A 24,525-nucleotide genomic window follows, 5' to 3' on the forward strand; every position below is an offset into this window, starting at 1 on the left:
AGAAGCTATTCTTTATAGCAAATGTCCTTGAACCGGGTAAGCCTATAGATGTTTAGCCACAACTAAGACTACTCCTACATGCCAAAAATCACCTACCTATAAGAACCAATGTATATAGTGATATCTATCAATATTCCAAAATCCCCCCCCTTACAGATTACTTTCCTATCCTACCAACTAGGCTTAAGCTTTTCTTAATACAAATACATAAGAGTTAAGCAGTGAAATCAAAGAATTTAATAGCTATTGACTCTTAAACAAAAAAGGAGCAAATACCAGTGGAACAACAATCTCAATCATTTTCAATATTACTCCATTTTTATCCGTTTCAGTAAAGAAACTCCTCCAACTGGAAAAGACAATATTCTTATAAAAAGAAAAGCCCGGCCAAATTGGCCGGGCTTTTCTTTTTATTGTCTCTGTTTAGGAAAGAAACGGATTAGTTAAATATATATCTAACACCGATCTGAGCCTGGAAACGTGAGAACTGGCTGATATCTGTTTTGTATGAGTTAGTAACTGGTATCTGATTATTAGCATCAAGATAAGGGAATGAATAAGTTGCTTTACCTGTAGTAGCATCTTTACCCATATACCTTAACACAGTTGCTGCTCCAAAGTTATTGCTACTTATTGCAGATACCTGGTAATTACCCCAGTTACGGTTTAACAGGTTAGTGAAGTTAATTACATCAAAAGTAACTTCAATGGTGTTTTTGGTTTTACCTGCTTTTACAAAAAAGTCTTGTGCAAAGTGTAAGTCAAGTCTTTTATAAGTAGGCAATATAGCACCGTTTCTTTGAGCAAACTGACCTCTGTGCTGGCTCAAATATGAATCCTGGTTAATAAAGTTGTTTAACTGAGTCCAGATCTGGGCAGGTGTACGTGTATCTACAGTTCCGTTTGCTGCCTTAGGGGCTGCAACCAGGATAAGATCGCTTTGATTTTTAGGAATGTACATCAAATCGTTGGTGGCACCATCGCCGTTAGGGTCATTGGCAGTAATGTATGATTGAGCGCCGTTGTTTGATGCTTCGAATACTAAACCTACTGTAGTAGCGAAGTTTTTAGCATACTCTTTACGGTATGATACGGTCGCTATGATACGGTTTGGCTGTACATATGAACTGTTTGACAGGTTATCTGCATTTGGATTACCGGCAACGTAACGGGTGCTCCAGATGGTAGCCGCTGTTGAACCGCCATCATTAACATCTTTTGATTTGGTGTAAGTATAAGCTACACTGGCAGCAAAACCGTTGGTAAAGCTTTTCTGTAACTGACCGGTAACAAAGTATGAAAAACCTTTATTGGTGTTTTTCATATAATATAAACCACTGATTGATGGATTTGTAGCGGTTGCATTAGCAGCTGATGGTGTAGTATTTTTAGAATCATATTGAATTTGACCTTCAACACCTGGAAGCGTAGAAAAACCATCAGACAATACTAAATTTTGGTGATAGATAGCACGGATATCTTTGGTGTAAGCACCTTCGATAGTACCGATAATACCGCCAGGTAATTTCTGGTCAACGGCTAAGTTTGTTCTCCAGATCTTTGGATATTTCAGGTTTGGATCAGCAACATCTAACTCATAAGCTGTACTGGCCGCTCCAGCAGCCGGACGGTTAGCATTTGGGTTTGGATTGAATTTCAAACGAGGATCCTGATCTGCCGCTGCTTTTTTAGGATCGGAGTTGATGGTATAAGCTCCGAATAATAAACCGTTGTTTGAAGCCTGGTTAGATATCCACACAAATGGTACCGGGCCGGTAAATAAACCCGAACCACCACGCACCTGGGTAGAGCCGTCGCCATTTACATCCCAGTTAAAACCTACACGAGGTGAAAGTTGTACCCTGTTTTTTGGTAATTTAGAAACGTCAACATGTGTACCACCCTGGAAGGTAAGGGCTGCAGCATTAGCATTAGGAGCTAATGAAGTTGGGAATACATTATAATCAGCACGTAAACCATAGGTTAACCTAAAGTTATCAGTAACATGATATTTATCCTGTACATATACGCTATAAATAGATGCCTTGATCTTAGCATACGGGAACCCGCTGCCTACGGCTGAATAGCGTAAGGTATAACCATTAGCTGGCCTGTCATTCAAAAAGTCAGAAGCTGAGTTATAGGTATATAAACCGTTGTAATCAGGAGCAAAACCATTGGTATAGCTTTGGATCTGGTTGCTGGTACCTAAAGTGAACTCATGTTTACCAGAGTAGATGGTAAAGTCATCAGCAAACTGCCAGATGTTGGTACTTAATAAGTTGCCGGCAGTATAAAGCTCGGAACCGAAACTGGTCATAGTTGCAGAGGCCGGAGAGGTAATATTGCCCTGATCATCTGATGTACCGTTACCGATATCAACCATTGGCAATGAACTGTTACCTAAGAAATTACGAAAATCCCTTAATGCTGAATATCCAACAGTCAGTTTGTTTGACATGGAATTGCTGATGCGGCTATTTAACTCCACAATACCAATGTTAAAATTGTTATTGATGGTATAACCTGAGCCATAGAAAGGTAACGTGTTAGTTCCTGGCGTACGGGTTGTGCCATAACCTACCGGGATGGATTTTTTCCCTGTCGGATCTGTTGGATCAAGGAATGAACCATTACCGATACCTGAGTTACTGGCCGGTTGATCTTTAAATGATTTTAAGTAAAAATACTTAGCGCTTAAGGTATTATTCTTGTCAATGTTCCAGTCTAATTTAGCAGTTAACTTGTTGCTTGAAGTTCTGTAAACATAATTTTCATAAGCTCCGGGATCATAACCATAGCTTGCCAACTTAGTTTTAAGAGCATCTAAAGTACTGGCCTGTACGTTTGAAACGTTTGCACCGCTTGAACCCGGACGACCTGCAACATAAGCGGTTGCTGGTGGCTGGCTAACTCTTTCCTGCTCGCCTGATACGAATAAGAATAATTTATTTTTGATGATCGGGCCACCAACAGCAACACCATCAGTATGGTAATTAAATGGGGTGATAGGAAGATTAGTTGTACCTGCATGGTAGCCAGTTAATCTTACACCACGGCCATAATAGTAAGCTGTACCTTTTACCTGGTTGGTACCTGATTTTACTACCGTGTTAACGCCGGCGCCGGTAAAGTTACCCTGACGTACGTCATAAGGGGCAATATCAACCTGGATCTGATCGATCGCATCTAATGAGATAGGCTGTGAGCTGGCCTGGCCACCCAAAGTACCTGATAAACCAAAAGAGTTATTGAACAAAGCACCGTCAACAGTAATGTTATTAAAGTTACTGCTACGACCACCAAAGGCTAAACCGTTTGCTGATGGAGTTAATTTGGTAAAATCCTGTAGTGAACGGGAAATAGTAGGCAAGTTTTCAATTTGCTGGCGACTGATAGTTTCGCGGGCACCAGTACGTGATGAATTGATCACTTTACCTTGTGAACCGGTAATCACTACTTCACTTAAAGCAGTTAAATTATCTTCCAGTTTGGTATTGATCTTTTGATCCTGACCAATAGAAAGGGTGATACCGTCCTGAACAAAATTTTTGTATCCAACAAAACTTACTTTAAAGGTGTACGGACCACCTACCCTTAAGTTTGGAATGTTGTAACGGCCATCCGCGCGGCTTACTGTAGCATATACAGTACCGGTTGGCACGTGGGTGATGGTTACAGTGGCACCCGGAATTGCACCCTTAGCATCGGTAATGATACCGTTTACACTGGCTGTTGTAACACCCTGTGCAAAGGCGTTCCTGTTAAGGAACATAAAACCGGCCAATAATAATAAAAGAAGTAAAGGCTTCCTCATAAATTGCTTTTTTAATTATACTTTTAAGTTGATTAGCCGCAAAGATAAGTAATAGCCTGATTGTCAATGTTAATTTTATGTTAACAATTATTATATATTTTTCAACATTTTTATTCATACATAACACTAATTACAAGTAAATTGATAGATATTATATAATATTTATAATAATCCTTGCACTTAACCTCATAAATGGCATTTGATTGTAAATAATAACGCCATGCCAGCGAGGGGCCTTATTCCATTTTTGCTTTTCAGCCCTTTTACTTAGCTTTGGGCCATTAAAATTAACGCCTGTGTGTACAACACGGTTTAGCTTTAATCCGTACAAAGCGAAAATTTAAATTATATCATCATTAAAAATATGGACTACGATTTAATTGTTATAGGATCAGGCCCGGGTGGTTATGTAGCAGCAATCCGCGCTTCCCAACTCGGTTTAAAAACTGCCATCATTGAAAAAGAATCATTAGGCGGCATATGTCTTAACTGGGGTTGTATCCCTACTAAAGCCCTATTAAAAAGTGCCCAGGTGTTTGAATACATCAACCATGCTGCCGATTATGGTATCAACGTAAACGGTAACGGTGAGGTTAATTTTGAATCGGTTATTAAACGCAGCCGCGGGGTAGCCGACGGCATGAGCAAAGGCGTTCAGTTTTTAATGAAGAAAAACAAGATTGACGTAGTGCTTGGTTTTGGAAAGTTAAAATCAAAAGGTGTTGTTGAAGTAAAAGCCACTGATGGCTCAACCAAACAGATCACCGCTAAAAATATCATATTAGCCACAGGCGGCCGTTCACGCGAATTGCCTAACCTGAAACAGGATGGCAAAAAAGTAATTGGTTACCGCGAGGCCATGTCATTACCCAAACAACCAAAATCAATTGTGGTTGTAGGTTCTGGCGCTATCGGTATCGAGTTTGCTTATTTCTATAACTCTATCGGTACTAAAGTTACTGTGGTGGAGTACTTAGATAACATCGTTCCTTTAGAAGACGAAGAAGTTTCAAAAGGCCTGAACCGCATCTTGAAAAAACAAGGTATCACCATTATGACCAGCGCCAATGTGGAGTCTGTTGACAGCAGCGGCGAGCTTTGCAAAGTAAATGTAAAAACTGCTGCCGGTGTTGAAGTACTGGAAGCCGAGGTTGTATTATCAGCTGTAGGTATCTCTACCAACATTGAAGGCATAGGTTTGGAAGAAACCGGTGTAAAAACCGATAAAGGCAAGGTATTAGTTGATGATTTTTACCGTACCAATGTTGAAGGCGTGTTTGCTATTGGCGATATCGTTAAAGGTCAGGCACTGGCACACGTTGCTTCTGCCGAGGGCATCATCTGCGTTGAGAAAATAGCAGGTCATAACCCAGAGCCTTTAAATTATAACAACATCCCGGGCTGTACTTATTGCTCACCGGAAATAGCCTCTGTTGGTTACACCGAAAAAGCAGCTAAAGAAGCCGGATATGAAATTAAAGTTGGTAAATTCCCGTTCTCGGCATCGGGCAAAGCCAGCGCTGCCGGAGCTAAAGATGGTTTTGTAAAACTGATATTCGATGCCAAATACGGCGAGTTCCTGGGCGCGCACATGCTGGGCTATAACGTTACCGAAATGATTGCCGAAGTAGTTACCGCCCGCAAACTGGAAGCTACCGGTCATGAGATCATCAAATCGGTACACCCGCACCCAACCATGAGCGAAGCCGTGATGGAGGCCGCTGCCGAAGCTTACGGTGAATGTATACACTTGTAATTTTAGTTCATAGATCATGGTTAATGGTTCATAGCTAAAACCTGATCTGTTATATTCTTAATCGCCACAAAATGAATGTATAGCATTTAATTTGTGGCGATTTTCTTTTTATCTGCTCACAAAACATGATCTATCACCCACCAACTTAAAAAGATTGTGTTATTTTAGCTTTTGATGATATATGGCTCCCCTACCGACTACCATGATCTATGAACCATCAACCATGAACTAAAACATGAAACTCCACACAATAGATACCGGTTTTTTTAAATTAGATGGCGGCGCTATGTTTGGCGTGGTGCCCAAAACCATCTGGAACAAGACCAATCCTGCAGATGATAACAATCTTTGTACCTGGGCTATGCGCTGCCTGCTGGTAGAGGATGGTAAACGACTGATCCTGATCGATACGGGCATCGGCAATAAACAGGACGAAAAATTCTTTAGCCATTATTACCTTCATGGTAATGCTACACTTGACAGTTCGCTGGCAGCCCTTGGTTTTCACCGGGACGATATTACCGATGTATTTTTAACACATCTGCATTTTGACCACGTTGGTGGCGCGGTTATACGCGATGGCGAAAATCTGCTCTCCGCTTTTAAAAACGCCATTTACTGGAGCAACCCGCAACACTGGGATTGGGCCGTAAACCCCAACGAACGCGAAAAAGCATCGTTCCTTAAAGAGAACATACTACCTATACAACAAAGCGGACAGTTAAAATTTATTGACAGTACGGATGGAGTAAAATTCACAGAAAATTTTCACTTACGCTTTGTTTACGGCCATACCGACGCCATGATGCTGCCATTAATTAGTTATAAAGACAAAAAGATACTTTATATGGCAGATCTTCTGCCATCTGTGGGGCACCTGCCACTCCCCTATGTGATGGCTTATGACATGTTTCCGCTTAAAACCCTGGGCGAAAAGAAACTATTTTTAAACGAAGCCGTAGAACAGGATTATATTTTGTATTTTGAACACGATCCTGTTAATGAATGTTGTACACTACAACAAACAGAGAGAGGCCCGAGGCTGAAAGAAGCCTTTAAATTGGATGAAATTTAATAAGTGTTTCAAGAATACCACAAAAACCATACCGCTTGCCGGTTTAAACAATTAATAATGCAAAAACGAACAATTTGTTAACATTGCAATAGTTAAACACTCATAATCAATCATTTATAAAAGCAATTTGTAGTGCGTTTTTTTTCAAAATACAACTTGCAATTATATTTTTTTAGAACAATTTTATAACTTTGCACGTTCTGTACTAAATAGAAAGTACCGAAGGTTTATTAAATAAATGAGACAACTCAAAATAACGCAATCCATTACCAATCGCGAGTCACAATCGCTAGACAAATATCTTCACGAGATTGGTAAAGTTGATCTGATAACTGCCGAAGAAGAAGTAATATTAGCTCAAAAAATACGCGAGGGCGACCAGGCGGCTTTGGAACGGTTAACCAAAACCAATTTACGCTTTGTGGTGTCTGTTGCTAAACAATATCAAAATCAGGGTTTAACGCTGGGCGATTTGATTAACGAGGGTAACCTGGGTTTAATTAAGGCTGCCAAACGTTTTGACGAGACCAAAGGCTTTAAGTTCATCTCCTACGCGGTATGGTGGATCCGTCAGTCGATTTTGCAGGCTATTGCCGAGCAATCACGTATTGTGCGTTTACCATTGAACCAGGTTGGCTCATTAAGCAAGATCAGTAAAGCGTTCTCCAAACTGGAGCAGGAATATGAGCGTGAACCTTCACCAGAAGAGTTGGCCGATATCCTGGAAACTACTGTCGACAAGATCTCTGACACGCTGAGCAACTCCGGTCGTCATGTATCTATGGATGCGCCATTTGTACAAGGCGAAGAAAACACACTGCTTGACGTACTGGAAAATCAAGAGCCCAATACCGACTCCATCCTGATCAATGAATCGTTATCTGAAGAGATCAAACGGTCGCTTTCAACCTTAACAGAGCGTGAACGTGAGATTATCGTATTGTTCTTTGGTTTAGGAACCAATCATCCGCTTTCATTAGAGGAGATTGGTGAGAAATTTAATCTCACCCGTGAGCGTGTACGCCAAATTAAGGACAAGGCACTACAACGTTTACGCCACACCTCCAGAAGCAAAATATTGAAATCATACCTGGGTTAATCTATAAACCCACAACCATATTTAAAAGCCACCGGTAATCCTGGTGGCTTTTTTTGTTTTCATATATAATATAATCGGTGCAACCATTGTAGGTTTAATTGCGTCATGGATAATACTCAAACTCACTTATCTTAAACAGGATCCTTATGGCTTCATTAAACAAAATACGTGGCACGAAAAACGTCCTTTTCCTTATCTTCTTTTTTTACGCGCCATGTTCCTTTGCTCAATATAAAGACCAGTTATCACCAAAAGTTTCTGTTATAGTCAGTACCAATCTCGAAACCTATTTTTTTGCCGAAAAACTTGCTGTTGAGCATATCAACGATTATGTGTTTGATCAAAAAGGAGGAGACTATACACACCAACCCATTGTTCATTATGGCTTTCTGCATTTTAATCGCTATGTAAATACTCCGGCCATATTAAGAATCGCAGAACTGCTTAAACAAATAAAGAACACTTATCATGATAATGGCCCTATTATGAATTATTTGTTAAATGAAAAAGAATTCCCATCCAGGGGGCATTTGTTTAAAGGCCTCCCAAATGATTCTGCCCATCCTGAAACAGCGGGTTTATTTGCTGAACTTACCGACAGCTTAAATAGTTTTTATCATTTAGCCAAAGTAGGCGAATTTATTAAAGACAACGCTCCATTTTATCAAGGTGCATTAAAAGAAGTAGAGAAAGATATCGATGTCCCCTCTTTTCCCGCGTTGGAAAGATGGTACGGTAAAAGATTCTCACAATATCGCATCTATTTAGCACCTGCAATGCCAATTACCAAAGGTGAAGACAATTACCGGGGATTTGGCCCTAACATTATATCTCCTGATGGTACTATTCCCGCCATGATCATGAGCTCAGACCAAATGTTGCCACCAGAACCCGGCTTATCATCTTATAAACATTTCGGCTTTGACAACCCCGCGGTTACTCATTTTTTAACCAAACATGAAATTGGCCACTCTTTTGTAAATCCTGTTATTGAAAAATATGCAGCTCAACTTCAAAAAGACTCTGCATTATTTACCCCTGCGCTTAAACAAATACTCGCCCCTCATTATATTAATAACTGGTATGTATGCGTGATAGAACACCTGGTACGGTTAGGCGAAATCCGCACGGCAGTATCCATGAAAGATTTGAAGGAAGCTGAACGTTTACGCAAACTGCACATTTACGGCGAAAAATGCGTTCTAATTCCATTACTTGAAACCAAGATCAGGGATTATGAACTTAACCGGAAACATTACCCCACTTTTGAAAGCTATCTGCCACAGCTTATTTCTTATTTTCACTCATTAACGCCAGCCATAATTAATGAGCAGGTTAAAAAATTCAATTGAAAATGGCAGTCGGAATCCTGAGAGGAGAGATCAAGTATGACCAGTCTTCTTTAAATGTTAATAAAATACGGATTGACGATGGCGACAACAATAGTCGACGGATTAATCTGTTTGATTAGATTTCTTCCGATAATTTTATTCCTTTAATCGAATATAATTACCGATATTCCGTTATGTTGGTGTGATTTAATATTCACATAATAAAAAAGTAATTTAGCTTCATCAGAATATCAATTATGACCATCCCCATATACCAGGCCGACGCGTTTACCGATAAATTATTTGGCGGCAATCCCGCGGCTATTTGTCCGCTTACGGAGTGGCTGCCCGATGCTGTGATGCAAAAAATAGCCATCGAAAACAACCTGGCCGAAACCGCCTTTTTCGTAAAAACAGGTGTCGGCTACAAATTACGCTGGTTTACCCCCGAATATGAAATTGATCTTTGCGGCCATGCCACCTTGGCATCGGCACATATATTATTTACCGAACTGGGTTTTGAAGGTGATACCCTACATTTTGAAACCGTAAAAGCGGGCACACTGACTGTAAAAAAAGACGGTGATAAATATACCATGGATTTCCCGTCGAGGCCACCCATTCCTATTGAACAACCCATGGGACTGGCCGAAGCCCTTGGCGATAAGCAACCTCTGGCCTTTTTACGGTCGAGGGATTATTTCCTGGTTTATGAAAGTGAACAGGATATTCAAGATATCAGTCCAGATTTTTTCGCACTATCAAAAATGGATACCGTTGGAGTAATTGTAACCGCCCGTGGCGACAATGCCGATTTTGTATCGCGCTTTTTTGCACCCGGCGCAGGCATACCCGAAGATCCCGTTACCGGATCAGCACATTGCAACCTGATACCCTACTGGGCAAAAGTACTGGGTAAAAACAGCCTGCACGCCTACCAGATCTCGGCCCGCCGCGGCGAACTCTGGTGCGAACTCAAAGGCGACCGCGTACAAATGAGCGGCAAAGCAGTAACCTATTTAAAGGGTGAGATCAGCATTGCTCATTAGTTCATTAGTTCATTAGTTCATTAGTTCATTAGGGTAACTTGTAAAGCCTAAAGTGGGTTTACATGGTTTACACTTTTCATGGTTAACATTGATTTATATAATTGAAAATCAATAAATTATGGAATTTTATGTCAAATTTATGTTAACCGACTTTATAGAATTTTTGTCCCCGCCGGTTCAAGTGTCCTCACTTGAACCCATATGGGCGTAAGCGTCCACGCTTACGCTAAACTATATCTAGGCGTGGACGCCTGGATAGGCGGATTAACCTAAAAAATATTGCAGACGTGTTGGATATAGATGTAAAGGTTTTTTTATAACTTGAACAGACGAACCAATAGGCCCTATTATGGATGAAGAATTACAAATAAAGAAACTTGACGCATTATTTTTCTTATTTAGAGAGGAACAAGTTGGTATCGCCAAGCATTTCATCAAGGAGATGATGCTTGGAAAGGGCTTTGAGGTTTCCAATGTGGAGATAGAGAGATACTTAGATCAATTAATTGACGATGGTTATATTATGCTGACGGCCGATGATGCAGGCACCCGTATCTATATCATTAAAATAAAAGGTTTGCTATTTGATGGGTACGAACAGCAAATACTTAGTCGTATTTCCGAAAATACTCGCTTGGAAACACTCGAAAACTCGCAAAGGGCGAATCAAACTTTGACGACTTGGCTAACAGTTTTAATCGCTTTTGGCACACTTCTGGCTGCAGTATATTACTCAATTGAGATTTGTAACCGCTTTTCGCCGATTTTGCATCAACATGATTTATATTGGATTTGGGAAGCAGTCCCAAAAAGAAAGTCTTAATTTCCCTCATGGTCCAACAGGCATATAGTCTCCTAACAAGACAAAGTAACAGCCTTAGCGGCAATTGAGCGCTCTACGATATTCAAAACCGCTCTGTATAGCATAGAGATTGCTTCGTACCTCGCAATGACGTGTGAAATTAAAAAGGTTAAAACCCTTCCCTATTTAACCCTAACAAACACACTCGTCCCATTAGTAATATTTCCCATCAACAAAGAATCATTACCTTTAAGTTCCATTTTAAAAGACTCCCTGAAATCGCCATAATTAATATTTACAGAATCACCGATGAATTTATAAGAATAAGAGGTGTCATTATCAGGGTAGGTGAATTTTTTCTTGTCGATAATAAGCGTAACACCGTCGGTAGTATCTATGGCCCACGAACCTAACATTTTTTTGGCCAACGAACCATGCAGATCCTGCGCCGGATCTGTTTCCGGTTGCTGGACTACCATAACAGTTTGTTGTGCTTTAACCGAATCCGTATCTGCTTTAGCAATTTTACCTGCCTTATTGGATTTGCAGGAAGCCATCAGCATAACAGTTATCAACGAATAAAAATATCTTTTCATAGTGAATAGGTATCGCCATCAAATTTAATATTTAATCCCGCATACAGGTTACACTACCTGGTGAAAAGGATACTTCTCTTCCTGATCTGTTATCTTTATCTACCACAAAAAAAGTTTAATAAAATCATTTTTTTATGATTACTTTGAAGGTTCGATCTTTTATACGGACACAATAATATAAATGCAGCTTACCCGCTTAGAAATCAAGGGCTTTAAAAGTTTTGGAGATAAGATCACCATTAATTTTAATGAGGGTGTAACTGCTATTGTGGGGCCAAATGGCTGCGGAAAATCCAATGTAGTCGACTCGATACGTTGGGTTTTGGGCGAACAAAGCACCCGGATGCTCCGCTCAGAAAAGATGGACAACGTTATTTTTAACGGGACCAAAAGCCGTAAGGCGGCCAATTTAGCCGAGGTTTCCCTCACTTTTGATAATACCAAAAACGTACTACCCACCGACTATTCGCAGGTTACGCTAACCCGCAAACTTTACCGTACCGGCGAAAGCGAATACCGTCTGAATGATGTGCAATGCCGCCTGAAAGATATTACCGATCTTTTCCTGGATACCGGTATTGGCTCCGACTCCTACTCTATCATCGAGCTGCGGATGATCGACGAGATCATTACCAACAAGGAGGGCTCGCGCCGTAACCTGTTCGAAGAAGCATCGGGCATATCCAAATACAAACTCCGCAAAAAACAAACTTTTAGTAAGCTTAAAGATACTGAAGCAGATTTGGAGCGCGTGGAGGACCTGTTGTTTGAGATCGAAAAGAACCTGAAATCGCTGGAGAACCAGGCTAAAAAAACCGAGCGTTACTACCGCATTAAGGAGCAGTATAAAACGCTCAGCATTATGCTGGCTTCGTTCCGCATTGTATCGTTCAGCGAATCGTTAAAGAAAATTGAAGACCAGGAGCAACAGCAAAAAGCCGAAAAAGGCGGTATTGTTGCCCAGATAGATACTTTGGAGGCTGCCCTGCAACAACAAAAGCTGGATAGCATTACCAAAGAAAAAAACCTGTCGGTTCAGCAAAAAACCACCAATGAGTTTGTATCCAAGATCCGCGCTTACGAAAGCGAAAAGAAGATCAAGAACGAACAACTTAAGTTTCAGCAGGATAAAGAGTCCCGCTTAAGTGAGGAGCTCGAACGAGATAAAAACCAGCTGAACCACGTACTATACAACATCAAACGCCTTAGCGAAGAAAAAGCTATGGAGGACGAGAACCTGCAGGCTATACAAAGCAAGGTAACTGATTTGAAAGAAGCGGTTGATGAGCTGCGGCAGCAACAAACCGAAGCGCGTAACGAGCTCAATGAGCTTACCAATATCAATACCCGGTTGCAAAACCAGGCTTATAAGGCCGAAAAGGATATTGACATTTTACAGATCCAGCAACAGGCCCTGGAACAGGAAAGCCAGCGCAATATGGAAGATACCACCAACAAAGAGGTGGAACTTTCGCACTTTAACCAAGTGGTTGCCGAGCTGCAAACCCGCAAGGAAACGCTTGATGATGAATACCAGGCTTCGTTAGAGGCAGAAAACAAGCTCAAAGAACAGATCTCGACAACCGATACGGAGCTTACCGAGATAAAGGATACCATTATTAAGGAAAGCCGCAAGCTGGACGCCAAGCAAAACGAATACAACCTCACCAAAAGTATGGTCGACAACCTGGAAGGTTTCCCGGAGTCGATCCGCTTTTTGAAAAAAAATACCGACTGGGCCAAAAACGCGCCGCTATTCAGCGATGTGCTGTTTTGCCGCGAGGAGTTCCGTGTAGCCATTGAAAACTATCTGGAACCCTTGATGAATCATTATGTGGTTGAAAGCTATGATGAGGCTATAAAGGCCATCAATTTGCTCAGCACCGCATCAAGAGGAAGGGCACATTTCTTCATCCTGGAAAACTACGGTGAAATAACGCCAACTGAAGCAGCGTTTGAAAACGCCGGCGCGGTATCGGCGCTCAAAGTGATTGAGGTAGATAAACGCTATACCAACCTGTGTAACCACCTGCTTAAAAATGTATACCTGGTTGATGACGATAAAGACCAGCAGATCAATAACGCCCAACTGCCCGATGGCGTAGTGTTGATTGGCAAAAGCGGTAAGTTCAATAAATCAAAACATACCATGGCCGGTGGTTCGGTAGGTTTGTTTGAAGGTAAAAGGATAGGCAGGGCCAAAAACCTCGAGAACCTGGCCAAAGAGATCAAAGGGATCGAGAACCAGGTGAACGGTTTAAAAACCCGCGTTGATGATCTGCAAAGCAAGCTGGCCGCCCTCAAGGCATCCACCAAAACCGCGGAGCTGAATGAACAGCAAATGATCATCAACCGTTTAAATACGGAGCTTATTACGGTTAAAACCCGGCAGGAACAATACCAGACCTTTATTGAGAACAGCCTGAACCGCAAGGAGGATATCGCCCGCAAAATAGCTACCATTACCGAGGAGATGCAAAACCTGCACCCCCTGCTGGCTGAGCTAAAAACCCAAAAACAGATCCAAAACGATCTGTTAGTTGAAAAACAGGCCGCCTTTAATGAGCTGAACGAGTATGTATCGGTACAATCAAATGCTTACAACCAGGAGAATATCCGTTTCCATCAGCAGCAAAATAAAGTATCGGGCCTGGTAAAAGATCTGGATTACCGCGATACCCAGCAGGAAAGCCTCGAAAGCCGTATTAAGCAAAACAGCGCCGAATTTGAAAATGTAAAAATAGCCATACAGGAAAACCTGAAACAGGCCGACAACTCCGACGAGGGTCTGCTGGAAATGTATGAGCAAAAAGAAAACCTGGAAAAAGCCACTCAACAGGCCGAACAGGAATATTACCAATGGCGCGGTGTAATCACCGAAAACGAGAACGAAATAACCGCCTTGCGCCGTAAAAAAGACAACAGCGAGGTTATTGAGAACGAGCTGCGTGAAGAACGCAATAACCTTAAACTGGAACTGAACGCCCTGAAAGAGCGCCTTTCGGTAGAGTTCAATATAGACATTGAGGAACTGCCGGAAACCGAAACCCCTGTAGACGAAAACGAACATGACCTGCGCGAAAGGGCCGAAAAACTGAAACGCCAGCTGGATGATTTTGGCGCCATTAACCCAATGGCAGTAGAGGCCTATAACGAGATGAATGAACGTTATACTTTTATCCAGGCACAAAAGAAGGATCTGAGCGAAGCTAAGGCCTCCTTACTGGCCACCATACAGGAGATTGATGATACCGCCAAAGAGAAATTCATGACGGCCTTTATCATGGTGCGCGAAAATTTCATCAAAGTATTCCGCTCGCTGTTTAATGAGGAAGATTCCTGCGATTTGGTACTCACAGATCCTAACCATCCGCTGGAATCTGATATCGACATTATTGCCAAGCCAAAAGGTAAACGCCCGCTATCTATTAACCAGTTATCGGGTGGCGAAAAAACACTGACTGCAACGGCTATCCTATTTTCACTTTACCTGTTGAAGCCCGCCCCTTTCTGTATTTTTGATGAGGTTGACGCGCCGCTGGATGATACCAATATTGATAAGTTCAATAACATTATCCGCACCTTCTCCAAGGATTCGCAGTTCATCATTGTATCCCATAATAAAAGAACCATAGCCAGCACCGATGTAATTTACGGAGTGACTATGGTTGAACAAGGTATCTCGCGCGTGGTTCCCGTTGATCTCCGGGAACTGGCTGATTAATTATTTCTTTCCCGAATCAATATTGCGCTGTTCGAAGTCTCTGACTTCGGACAGCGCAGTTAATTTCCAGTGCTTATTTCTTTCCTTTTAACGTCAGAAACATAGAGTTTTTACGGGACGATTGTGTGTTCACCGAAAGTACTCTTCGCTGGTAATCGCTCATCGTTATGGCATTGGTAGATAAGCTTTGAATCTTTAGCGTTGAACTTGTAGGGTACACTCCGTTTTCAATGTAACCTATGGCCTGGGCCAACAAAGTTTCATTGGTATCGCCAAAATCATTCTGAATGTTTTCCAGTATCCGTTTTCCCTGGTATACTCCACCGGTGGCAGTAGTACCTACAGGAGGCATGCCAATATAATAACCACCTTCACCGTTTGAGTTTTTTGTTTCGAACTCCGGGGTATAAAAATAATGCCCGTTAACCGTAAGGTTCGATAGGAAGCCTACCGGTTTGCCATAGGTAGTATCTCCTATTAACCGAACATCCATTTTGGGCTTCACATTATTGATGGTAAGCTCGCTGGCCGATGCCGTATTACCCGTTACCAAAAAGAAAACGCGATTTACGTTAACAGCCCCCTTTTTTGAAAACTTTTCGATCTGTGCGGCATTGGTCGACTTAAAATATCCTGTAGGGAACGGACCCAGTTTCTTTTGTATAATAGGATATTTATCATTCTGCATATTGGCTGTCCAATAGGTAGTGTTCATCACGCTCCCGGTTACGCTTCCCGGCGCAATAAGGTTTGTAAGGTAAATACTCGTTTCTACATCACCGCCGCCGTTATAACGCAGGTCGATGATCAGGTCGGTTACATTTTTACTGGCAAAAACACTAAAAACGGAATCAAGACGGGCCTGTATGTTGCTTAAGCCAATAAAACTATTAAACACCATGTATCCCGCAGTTTTACCGCCTTTAAGCGCATATGTATTGCTATAAACAACCGGGTTAACTGTATAACTTTTGGTGTTCATGGTAACTGTTTTCTCGGTACCATCAATCTTACGGATCTGTAGGGTAATAGTGCTGCCATTATTAATAGCGTTACTGGTAAATTTATAGCCGGCATCATTAGCCGGGTCATTAAGTTTGGTAATATAGATACTGTTACCCGTTTGCCCATTGATGCCAATAATCTGATCGCTTCGTTGCAAGCCAGCCGCAGCTGCAGGCGAGCCCGGATAAACCAAACTTACCCTGATCACATTGGCGTAGGTATAAAAATAATTAAACCCAAAATCGCCTTTGGTGGCATTTAATTCGCCATTAACGGTACCATCATCAATAAATGAATACTTGGAGCTGCCCGGGTTAAAAGGATCGTACTCATAAGGCAGGTTATGATCTGCCGGATTTTTTGATAACTGGGTATAAGCATCAATTTCCTGGCTAAAGTTGAGCAGATCTGTACTCTGACTGGTGTACTGCCTGGGATTAAAAATGCTATACACCGGTAAAAAACTATTCCAGTAATAATCTTCCTGGGCTATCATATAAATTGAATCCTGGGTAAGCTGCAACTTTGTTAAGGCGGTATCACTGGGATTGGTAGGCTTATTATTACTGGGATTGTCTTTTTTACAAGCCGAAACAACCACCACAGCAGAAAAAAATATTAAGTAAAGAGCTCTTTTCATATAGGATCAGTTTAATAAATTGTAAACGCCATATAACCAACTATGTTACGTACGGTTATAAAAAATTGTCAATGTTGATATGATCTATCCCCACAGCTTCGGCACACAGCCTGTCAATTGCTGAGTTTTCGATCATCATGATATCCCTTCTTTGTAAATTATGGTCTTGCATGAGCAGGTGCAAAACATCAGGTTCGGGTTTTAAGGCAGTTTCTTCGGCAAAATAGCAGGCCAGGTATTTTTCCAGACCATGCCATTCTGTTTGTTTAATCTTATTTACTTGCTGCGAAATGTGTCCGTTGGTTACAATAAACAATTTTTTACGATCAACAACAATTTCCTGCATCAGCGTCAGGATATTCTGATACAACAACAACTTTAAAGGCAGCTTGGCCGTGATCAGCAGGTTTTCAAATTTATCCCTGTACTTTTCAGCAATGGGGAAAGCTTCGGCCACCTGTTTAAAAACAGCATCTTTACCTAAGGATGTATACGTATCAACCATAATATCAGTTGTCTGTTTTGCGTCAACTAATTCGGTATACTCCAGCAAATTGGCAAACAGGTAATAAACCTGGTATAAATAATCTTTTTCGGGATAAAGTACATTATCCAATTCAAAAATAAAAGCACTTTTGCCCCCGTCGATGTCCCTATAGTTCATTGGTTCATTAGTTCATTGGTCAGGATGCGGATAATTTGCACATCCGCATATCTGCACATCCGCACATTATTTCTCCACCAGGATTTTTATATTGTACTCATTAAATAATGTTTCGGACTCCAGCAACAAGTCAACCTCTGCCTGGCGAAACAGGTAAACCGTTTCGACCCCCATATCCAGGCATAAGGTAAGCATTTCATGCGTATAACTCGTTGATTTTGGATCGGGTAAACGGATAAGCTTACCCGGTTTCAGCATAAAGTCGGGCAGATCCATATGGTCGCCCATGATCACATTATCGTTGTTCAGCAGTTTTTTTAATTTATAAGCAGGTGCGGAATTGGCCGCGGTTATTAATATACTCACGTTTAGGCTAAGGGTTGTTCGGCAATTAAACCATCTTTCATTAAAATTGTACGGTCAGACAAATTGGCCAGGTCCTCATTATGGGTAACTATCACAAAGGTTTGATTAAAATCTTTCCGCAGTTTGATGAACAGTTCATGCAGTTCCAGCGCGTTCACCGAATCCAGGTTACCTGAGGGCTCATCGGCAAATATCAAGGCCGGGTTATTAATCAGCGCACGTGCTACGGCTACCCTTTGTTGTTCGCCGCCCGATAGTTCATTAGGTTTATGGTTCACCCTATCAGCCAAACCCAGGCGTTCTAATAGCTCTGTGGCTTTTTTTTCGGCCTCGGGACGCGATGTACCAGCAATAAACGCGGGGATACACACATTTTCAACAGCTGTAAACTCGGCCAGTAAATGGTGAAACTGGAATATAAAGCCAATCTTGCGGTTCCGAAAATCGCTCAGCTGCCGGTTGCTCAATTTACTCAGCTCGATATTATTAATAAACAGCTGACCAGAATCGGGCCTGTCCAGTGTGCCTAAAATATTAAGCAGTGAACTTTTACCCGCACCGGATGCGCCAACAATGGTTACAATTTCGCCCTGCTGTACATCGAGGTCAACACCCTTTAATATTTGCAGCTGCCCGTATGATTTATGGATAGATGTAGCTTTAAGCATTTTACAAAGTTAAAATTAGAATCAAGAGTCAAGAGTCAAGAGTTAAGATTTTTTCATCATCACTTGCAAATAACTACGTTGATACTTACAACTTGATATTAATGATATTAAAAGGAGAAAAATCTTGACTCTTGACTCTTGACTCTTAATTCTTAATTGTAGATTTACCGCAAATTCTTCAAAAAACATGAATATTCACGAATATCAGGGTAAAGCTATATTAAAGAGCTTTGGCGTTAGAGTTCAGGAAGGCATTGTTGCCGACAATCCTGAAGAGGCTGTTGCGGCTGCGCAAAAAATTAAAGAAGACTTTGGGTCTGATTGGGTAGTTATAAAAGCACAAATACATGCCGGTGGCCGTGGAAAAGGTGGCGGCGTAAAACTGGCCAAAAATCATGATCAGGTTAAAGAACTTGCCGGTAACATTATAGGTATGCAGCTGGTTACTCCGCAAACCGGACCAGAAGGTAAAAAAGTAAAAAAGGTTTTAGTAGCACAGGATGTTTACTACCCGGGCGAAAGTGAAACAAAAGAGTTTTACATGAGCGTACTGCTTGATCGTGCCAAAGGTCGTAACATCATCATGTACAGCACCGAAGGCGGTATGGACATTGAGGAAGTTGCTCACTCAACCCCCGAATTAATATTTAAAGAAGAAATTGACCCTAAAGTTGGTCTGCAGCCTTTCCAGGCACGTAAAATAGCGTTTAACCTGGGTGTAAGCGGCGATGCTTTTAAGGATATGGTAAAATTTATCACTGCTTTATATAAAGCTTATGATGCTACCGATTCTTCGCAATTTGAAATTAACCCGGTATTAAAAACATCCGACAATAAAATTTTAGCGGTTGATGCTAAAGTAAATTTGGACGATAACGCTTTATACCGTCACCCGGATTACGCTGCGATGCGCGATACCGATGAGGAAGATCCAACCGAAGTAGAAGCCGGAAAATCAAACCTTAACTATGTAAAGCTCGACGGTAACGTGGGTTGTATGGTTAACGGCGCAGGTTTAGCCATGGCTACTATGGACATCATTAAACTGGCCGGCGGTGAACCTGCTAACTTTTTAGATGTAGGCGGTACCGCTAACGCGCAAACGGTTAAAGCCGGTTTTAACATCATCCTGAGCGACCCGAACGTAAAAGCTATCCTGATCAATATTTTTGGTGGTATAGTACGTTGCGACCGCGTGGCACAAGGTGTTATTGACGCTTATAAAGAAATTGGTAACATCCCTGTACCTATCATCGTTCGCTTGCAAGGCACCAACGCTGCCGAGGCAAAAGCACTGATCGATAATTCAGGCTTAAAAGTATACTCAGCTATCCTGTTAAAAGAAGCTGCAGAAAGAGTAAAAGAAGTATTGGCTTTGTAATTAAAGCTGGTATTTAATATAAAAAAGCGATGGGTTTTACCCATCGCTTTTTTTATGCCCACTCCTTGCATTTATGCTAAAAATGATTTCGATAGAAAACGGCATAAACAAGAAAACCTGCTTGTGGTAAAAGCAGGTTTTTCTTTATGGTATTAGTTTAGTTTTGTTCTCTTTTATATCTCGAATGAGAAATCATCGTCGGCGCCGGCGGGTTTAGCCACTTCAGTACCTTCGCTGTATTCGTAGCGTTTTTCAACTACTTCCTGGTTTGCTTTGATATACTCAACGGTTTCTTTTAAACCTTCAGCAAATTTTTCGAAGTCTTCTTTGTACAAAAATATTTTGTGTTTAATAAAAACACCGTCCTCCAAACGTTTTTTGCTTTCAGTTATTGTAACATAATAATCGTTTGAACGGGTTGCTTTCACATCAAAAAAATAAGTCCTCTTCCCGGCTCTCACCTTCTTTGAAAAAACCTCTTCTCGCTCTCTATTGTCAAAATCTCCCATAATGAATATACCTGTAATTAGTTTTGGTTGGCATAAATATAAATCAAAATTTGAAAGTGCAAGTATTTTATTCAATTTTATTGAACTTTTTGAAACATTTTCGTCATTTTATTGTGTTTGCACAAAAAAATCAGGCGTCTTGCTCTTCTTCCAGCAATTGTTTTTCGTATAGCTCAAAGTAGATTCCTTTGAGTTGCATCAGGTAATCGTGATTGCCATGTTCAATAATTTCACCATTATCCATTACCAAAATTTTGTCGGCATTTTTTATGGTTGATATGCGGTGAGCTATAATGATACTGGTTTTGTTTTGCATTACCCGGCCCAGGTTGTTTAAGATCTCCTCTTCGGTACGGGTATCAACTGCCGACAGGCAATCGTCAAAGATCAGTATTTGCGGGTGTTTAAAAATTGCCCGGGCTATAGATACACGCTGCTTTTGACCGCCGGATAAAGTAACACCGCGCTCTCCTATCAGGGTTTCAAAACCTTGCTCAAGTTCTACTATATTATTGTATACCGCGGCATCTTTCGCAGCCTGCTCTACAAGAGGCATATTCAGCACATCGACGCTAAAGGCGATGTTATTGGCAATAGTATCAGAAAACAGGAAAACCTCCTGCGGTACAAAGCCCACCTGCGAGCGATAGCCCTCCAGGTTCAATTGTTTTACCGAAGTACCGTCGATAGCTATCTCGCCGGCCGTGGTATCATACATGCGCATCACCAAATTGGCAATGGTTGATTTCCCGGCCCCTGTACGACCTATAATAGCCACCATTTGCCCCGGCTCCACCGTGAACGATACATTTTTTAAAGCCTCGATGCCCGTATCGGGATAGGTAAATGATACATTGCTAAACGCGATGCCTCCTTCAACCGTACGCACCGGCAGATCGGACGATATGATCTCCGGTTTTTCATGCAAAAACTCATTGATACGTTTTTGCGATGCCGCAGCCCGCTGGATCAGTGAAGTTACCCAGCCCAATGATATCACCGGCATAGAAAGCATGTTCAGATAAACAATAAACTCCGCGATATTACCCGATGTGATATTACCCTTCATCACCTCAACCCCACCCACATAAATGGTGATTACGGTACTTAAACCCACCAGCAATAGCATAGTTGGGTAAAACATGGCCTGTACTTTGACCAGGTCCATGGAATGTATTTTATAGTTTTCGCTCTCTGCCGCAAAGTTCTTGCGTACAAAGCCTTCCCGTACGTACGATTTGATAACCCGGATACCCGAAAAATTCTCCTGCACAAAGCTCGACAGGGCCGACAGCCGCTCCTGGATCTGTTCGCTGCGCTGATTGATCACGTTGTTTACATAATATATAACACCCGCCAGTATAGGCAAGGGTAATACAGAAAGAACAGCCAGCCTTACATTCACGGTAAGCATGGCATATATCACCAGTACAAACAACACCACCGTATTAATAGTGTACATAATGCCCGGCCCAAGGTACATGCGCACCCGGCTTACATCTTCGGTAACACGGTTCATAAGGTCCCCGGTATTGTGGCGGCGATAAAAAGCGAGTGATAGCTTTTGATAATGATGATAGATCTCATTTTTGAGGTCATACTCAATATGCCGCGACATGAGGATGATGGTTTGCCGCATAAAAAACAGGAACAAACCGCGCAAAAGCGCCAGCACCAGTACCAGCACACCAAAAAGCATCAGGCTGCTGCCAAAAATATCATAGATCATGTTTTGCCTGTTAAAACCGGCAAAAAGCTGGTAAGCACCAATGTTTTCGGTCACCAGGTCAAACGCTACCCGGATCACCTGTGCCGGCAGCACCGCGAAAATATTAGAGATGATCACAAACAGCACACCGGGTATCAGCCGCCAGCGATACTTGTAAAAGAATTTATTAAGGTAAGCAAGGTCTTTCATATGTATGTTGTCCGGATAGCCGGGGAGCCGGAAAATCCGAAAGATATCATTGCCAGATATCCTTTAATCAAAAGTATTAAAAAGTTGGCAGAGTGCTTGAATTGAAAAGTCGGAATGATGTAACAAAATAGCCGGTCATCAGATCTGGTTAAATTCCCCTGCCTCTCCTGCCTGCACTTTATATTTAGTAGTCTCTCTTAGGAGGAAATAGCCTATGAGTAGACATTTCTAAAAAAGGGTGTCATGCTGAGCTCCGTAGAAGCATGGTTGGCAGGCCTCTGCGCTCCACCCTTCGACAGAGCTCAGGGTGACAACCCCCTTTTTGGATATTATTTGTTTGTTCTGTCTAATCATGGGCTATTACTCTCAAAAACATCCTATTTTCCAATAATAAACCCGCTAATAAACCTGCCATACGATTAACACTTCATATTATTTCTAAAATACTGTTAGTCAGCAAATAAACTACACCTTATTTATTAGTTATTATTATATATTTGATAAATCGATAACCTTTTTTAAAACAAAAATCATGAAAAATTTCCAACACCTCGGTTCAAGGATATTGAGTCGAGCCGAGCTCAAAAACATTCAAGGAGGAGGTAGCGGCGAGTCTGCCGTCTGTGATAATGCGGGGAGGTCCTGCAGTTCTCATTGCTCTGCCGGCTTTTCAAACGGGTATAGTGCATTTGTGTCATGTGTCAGCGCTTATAATCCATGGCCATGCTCTCCATTATCCGAATGGGCATTTGTTTGCGGTAATTATAATTGAGCAAAACCTGGTAACGCTTATTTAGCTTTAAGTGCTCGGTAAGCGTTACTTGCAGTTAATGTAAACATCTCCAATCCCGGCTGTTTGTAACCACCTTATTACATATACTTGTCATAATCATAGGTCTAAAAACCAGCCACTCCACACTTCCCGCTAATAAACTTTGTCAGAATAAAAAAAACCTCTACTTTTGTCGACGCCTTAAAACATTTACTATCGTATACTAATGCCCGTTCAACAACAACCGGAATCCATATTCAATCAGCTCGACGCCTTTGGGCACAAAAAAGTTGTATTCTGCAGCGATCCGGACACGGGTTTAAAAGCCATCATAGCTATTCATGATACTACGCTGGGTCCTGCTTTTGGCAGCACACGCATGTGGAGCTATAAAACCGAGGCTGATGCTTTAAACGATGTACTGCGTCTTTCCAAAAGCATGACCTATAAATGCGCTATCGCCGGCCTTAACATGGGTGGCGGTTACTCTGTAATTATAGGCGACTCGCGCAAGGATAAAACCGAAGCGCTGATGCGCAAGTTTGGCCGCTTCATTAAAAACCTTAACGGCGAGTTTATCACATCCGAAGATGTTGGCACCAATCCGCGCGATATGGAATACATCCGGATGGAAACCCAGCATGTTACCGGCATACCTGAAAGTTTGGGTGGCAGTGGCGATCCTTCGCCTGTAGCCGCGCAGGGTGTTTTTCAGGGTATAAAGGCTTGCGTAAAAGAACAATTTGGCAGCGATAGCCTTACCGGCAAATCGGTTATTGTACAGGGCGTTGGCCATGTTGGCGAACACCTGGTACGTTTGCTTCGCGATGAAAATGTAAAAGTTTACGTGAGCGATATCCAGGAAGAGCGTATTGGCCAGATAGCCAAAAGATATGGAGCCGAAGCCGTATCCAACAACAGTATATTTGATATTGATGCCGATATTTACGCGCCATGCGCTTTAGGCGGTACTATTAATACACAAACCATCAATAAACTAAAATGCAGCATTATTGCTGGCTCGGCCAACAACCAGTTGCTTGATGAAGCCGAACATGGCGCCCTGCTTTTAGAAAAAGGGATCTTGTTTGCGCCCGATTATGTGATCAACGCGGGCGGTATCATCAATTGTTATTCGGAGCTGATGAGTTTCAGCAAAAAACGCACCATGCAGCTTACCGAAAACATTTACGAGGTAACACGCACTATTTTAAAACTTTCTAAATCAGAAAACATTTCAACCGTTAAAGCCGCCAATAAAATAGCAGAGAAACGGATAGCAGACATTAAAAAAGTAAAATCGTCTTATTAAAATTATATTTAACCATCTGCCAGCTGGCAGATCAAATCGTT

17 protein-coding genes are annotated in these 24,525 nt (G+C 41.7%); 9 read left to right on the forward strand and 8 right to left on the reverse strand.

The window, feature by feature from the left end:
* Nucleotides 1-439 precede the first annotated feature (439 nt).
* Entirely contained in the window at nucleotides 440-3,817 is a 3,378-nt protein-coding gene (locus BLR84_RS08590) for a TonB-dependent receptor (protein ID WP_090466895.1), read from the reverse strand.
* 364 nt (nucleotides 3,818-4,181) lie between these two features.
* Here BLR84_RS08590 and lpdA point away from each other — a divergent pair, with 364 nt between their 5' ends.
* The 6 genes from lpdA (at nucleotide 4,182) to BLR84_RS08620 (ending at nucleotide 10,950) form a co-directional block, all read left to right on the forward strand.
* Nucleotides 4,182-5,573, forward strand: coding sequence for a dihydrolipoyl dehydrogenase (lpdA, locus tag BLR84_RS08595; protein ID WP_090466897.1), 1,392 nt, complete (start codon nucleotides 4,182-4,184; stop codon nucleotides 5,571-5,573).
* A 235-nt stretch (nucleotides 5,574-5,808) separates the two neighbouring features.
* Entirely contained in the window at nucleotides 5,809-6,648 is an 840-nt protein-coding gene (locus BLR84_RS08600) for an MBL fold metallo-hydrolase (protein WP_090466899.1), read from the forward strand.
* A gap of 238 nt (nucleotides 6,649-6,886) precedes the next feature.
* Nucleotides 6,887-7,747: a sigma-70 family RNA polymerase sigma factor gene (locus BLR84_RS08605; protein ID WP_090466905.1), complete on the forward strand. Its 861-nt coding sequence runs from the start codon at nucleotides 6,887-6,889 to the stop codon at nucleotides 7,745-7,747.
* 146 nt (nucleotides 7,748-7,893) lie between these two features.
* A complete protein-coding gene (locus BLR84_RS08610) occupies nucleotides 7,894-9,099 on the forward strand; it encodes a DUF4932 domain-containing protein (RefSeq protein WP_090466906.1) in 1,206 nt (401 codons plus the stop codon).
* Between the two features lie 236 nt (nucleotides 9,100-9,335).
* The gene (locus BLR84_RS08615) at nucleotides 9,336-10,127 is read left to right on the forward strand and encodes a PhzF family phenazine biosynthesis protein (RefSeq protein ID WP_090466908.1); all 792 of its coding nucleotides are present in this window, start codon (nucleotides 9,336-9,338) and stop codon (nucleotides 10,125-10,127) included.
* Nucleotides 10,128-10,476: 349 nt separating this feature from the next.
* Complete coding sequence (locus BLR84_RS08620; protein WP_090466910.1) at nucleotides 10,477-10,950, forward strand: hypothetical protein; 474 nt, start codon at nucleotides 10,477-10,479, stop codon at nucleotides 10,948-10,950.
* A gap of 161 nt (nucleotides 10,951-11,111) precedes the next feature.
* Here BLR84_RS08620 and BLR84_RS08625 read toward each other — a convergent pair whose 3' ends face one another.
* On the reverse strand, nucleotides 11,112-11,525 hold the full coding sequence (locus tag BLR84_RS08625; RefSeq protein ID WP_090466911.1) for a putative periplasmic lipoprotein: 414 nt from the start codon (nucleotides 11,523-11,525) through the stop codon (nucleotides 11,112-11,114).
* Between the two features lie 181 nt (nucleotides 11,526-11,706).
* Here BLR84_RS08625 and smc point away from each other — a divergent pair, with 181 nt between their 5' ends.
* On the forward strand, nucleotides 11,707-15,249 hold the full coding sequence (gene smc / locus BLR84_RS08630; RefSeq protein ID WP_090466913.1) for a chromosome segregation protein SMC: 3,543 nt from the start codon (nucleotides 11,707-11,709) through the stop codon (nucleotides 15,247-15,249).
* Nucleotides 15,250-15,322: 73 nt separating this feature from the next.
* Here smc and BLR84_RS08635 read toward each other — a convergent pair whose 3' ends face one another.
* From BLR84_RS08635 to BLR84_RS08650, 4 genes are all read right to left on the reverse strand, one after another.
* Nucleotides 15,323-16,894, reverse strand: a complete 1,572-nt coding sequence (locus tag BLR84_RS08635) for a S41 family peptidase (RefSeq protein ID WP_090466914.1) — start codon at nucleotides 16,892-16,894, stop codon at nucleotides 15,323-15,325.
* Between the two features lie 55 nt (nucleotides 16,895-16,949).
* Nucleotides 16,950-17,558, reverse strand: coding sequence for an HAD family hydrolase (locus BLR84_RS08640; protein ID WP_090466916.1), 609 nt, complete (start codon nucleotides 17,556-17,558; stop codon nucleotides 16,950-16,952).
* Between the two features lie 66 nt (nucleotides 17,559-17,624).
* Nucleotides 17,625-17,924, reverse strand: coding sequence for a hypothetical protein (locus tag BLR84_RS08645; protein WP_090466919.1), 300 nt, complete (start codon nucleotides 17,922-17,924; stop codon nucleotides 17,625-17,627).
* Nucleotides 17,925-17,926: 2 nt separating this feature from the next.
* Nucleotides 17,927-18,592, reverse strand: coding sequence for an ABC transporter ATP-binding protein (locus BLR84_RS08650; RefSeq protein ID WP_090466920.1), 666 nt, complete (start codon nucleotides 18,590-18,592; stop codon nucleotides 17,927-17,929).
* A 148-nt stretch (nucleotides 18,593-18,740) separates the two neighbouring features.
* On the opposite strand from BLR84_RS08650, the gene sucC reads away from it, so the two are divergent.
* Nucleotides 18,741-19,973: an ADP-forming succinate--CoA ligase subunit beta gene (gene sucC, locus BLR84_RS08655; protein ID WP_255366913.1), complete on the forward strand. Its 1,233-nt coding sequence runs from the start codon at nucleotides 18,741-18,743 to the stop codon at nucleotides 19,971-19,973.
* A 173-nt stretch (nucleotides 19,974-20,146) separates the two neighbouring features.
* On the opposite strand, the gene BLR84_RS08660 is transcribed toward sucC, so the two are convergent.
* Both BLR84_RS08660 and BLR84_RS08665 read right to left on the reverse strand, forming a co-directional pair.
* Nucleotides 20,147-20,482, reverse strand: coding sequence for a DUF3276 family protein (locus tag BLR84_RS08660; protein WP_090466924.1), 336 nt, complete (start codon nucleotides 20,480-20,482; stop codon nucleotides 20,147-20,149).
* A gap of 130 nt (nucleotides 20,483-20,612) precedes the next feature.
* Complete coding sequence (locus BLR84_RS08665) at nucleotides 20,613-22,400, reverse strand: ABC transporter ATP-binding protein (RefSeq protein WP_090466926.1); 1,788 nt, start codon at nucleotides 22,398-22,400, stop codon at nucleotides 20,613-20,615.
* A 998-nt stretch (nucleotides 22,401-23,398) separates the two neighbouring features.
* Between BLR84_RS08665 and BLR84_RS08670 the strand changes: the two genes are divergently transcribed.
* Nucleotides 23,399-24,484: a Glu/Leu/Phe/Val family dehydrogenase gene (locus tag BLR84_RS08670; RefSeq protein WP_090466928.1), complete on the forward strand. Its 1,086-nt coding sequence runs from the start codon at nucleotides 23,399-23,401 to the stop codon at nucleotides 24,482-24,484.
* Nucleotides 24,485-24,525: the final 41 nt, after the last annotated feature.

The organism is Mucilaginibacter sp. OK268, from assembly GCF_900103125.1.
Lineage (GTDB): Bacteria > Bacteroidota > Bacteroidia > Sphingobacteriales > Sphingobacteriaceae > Mucilaginibacter.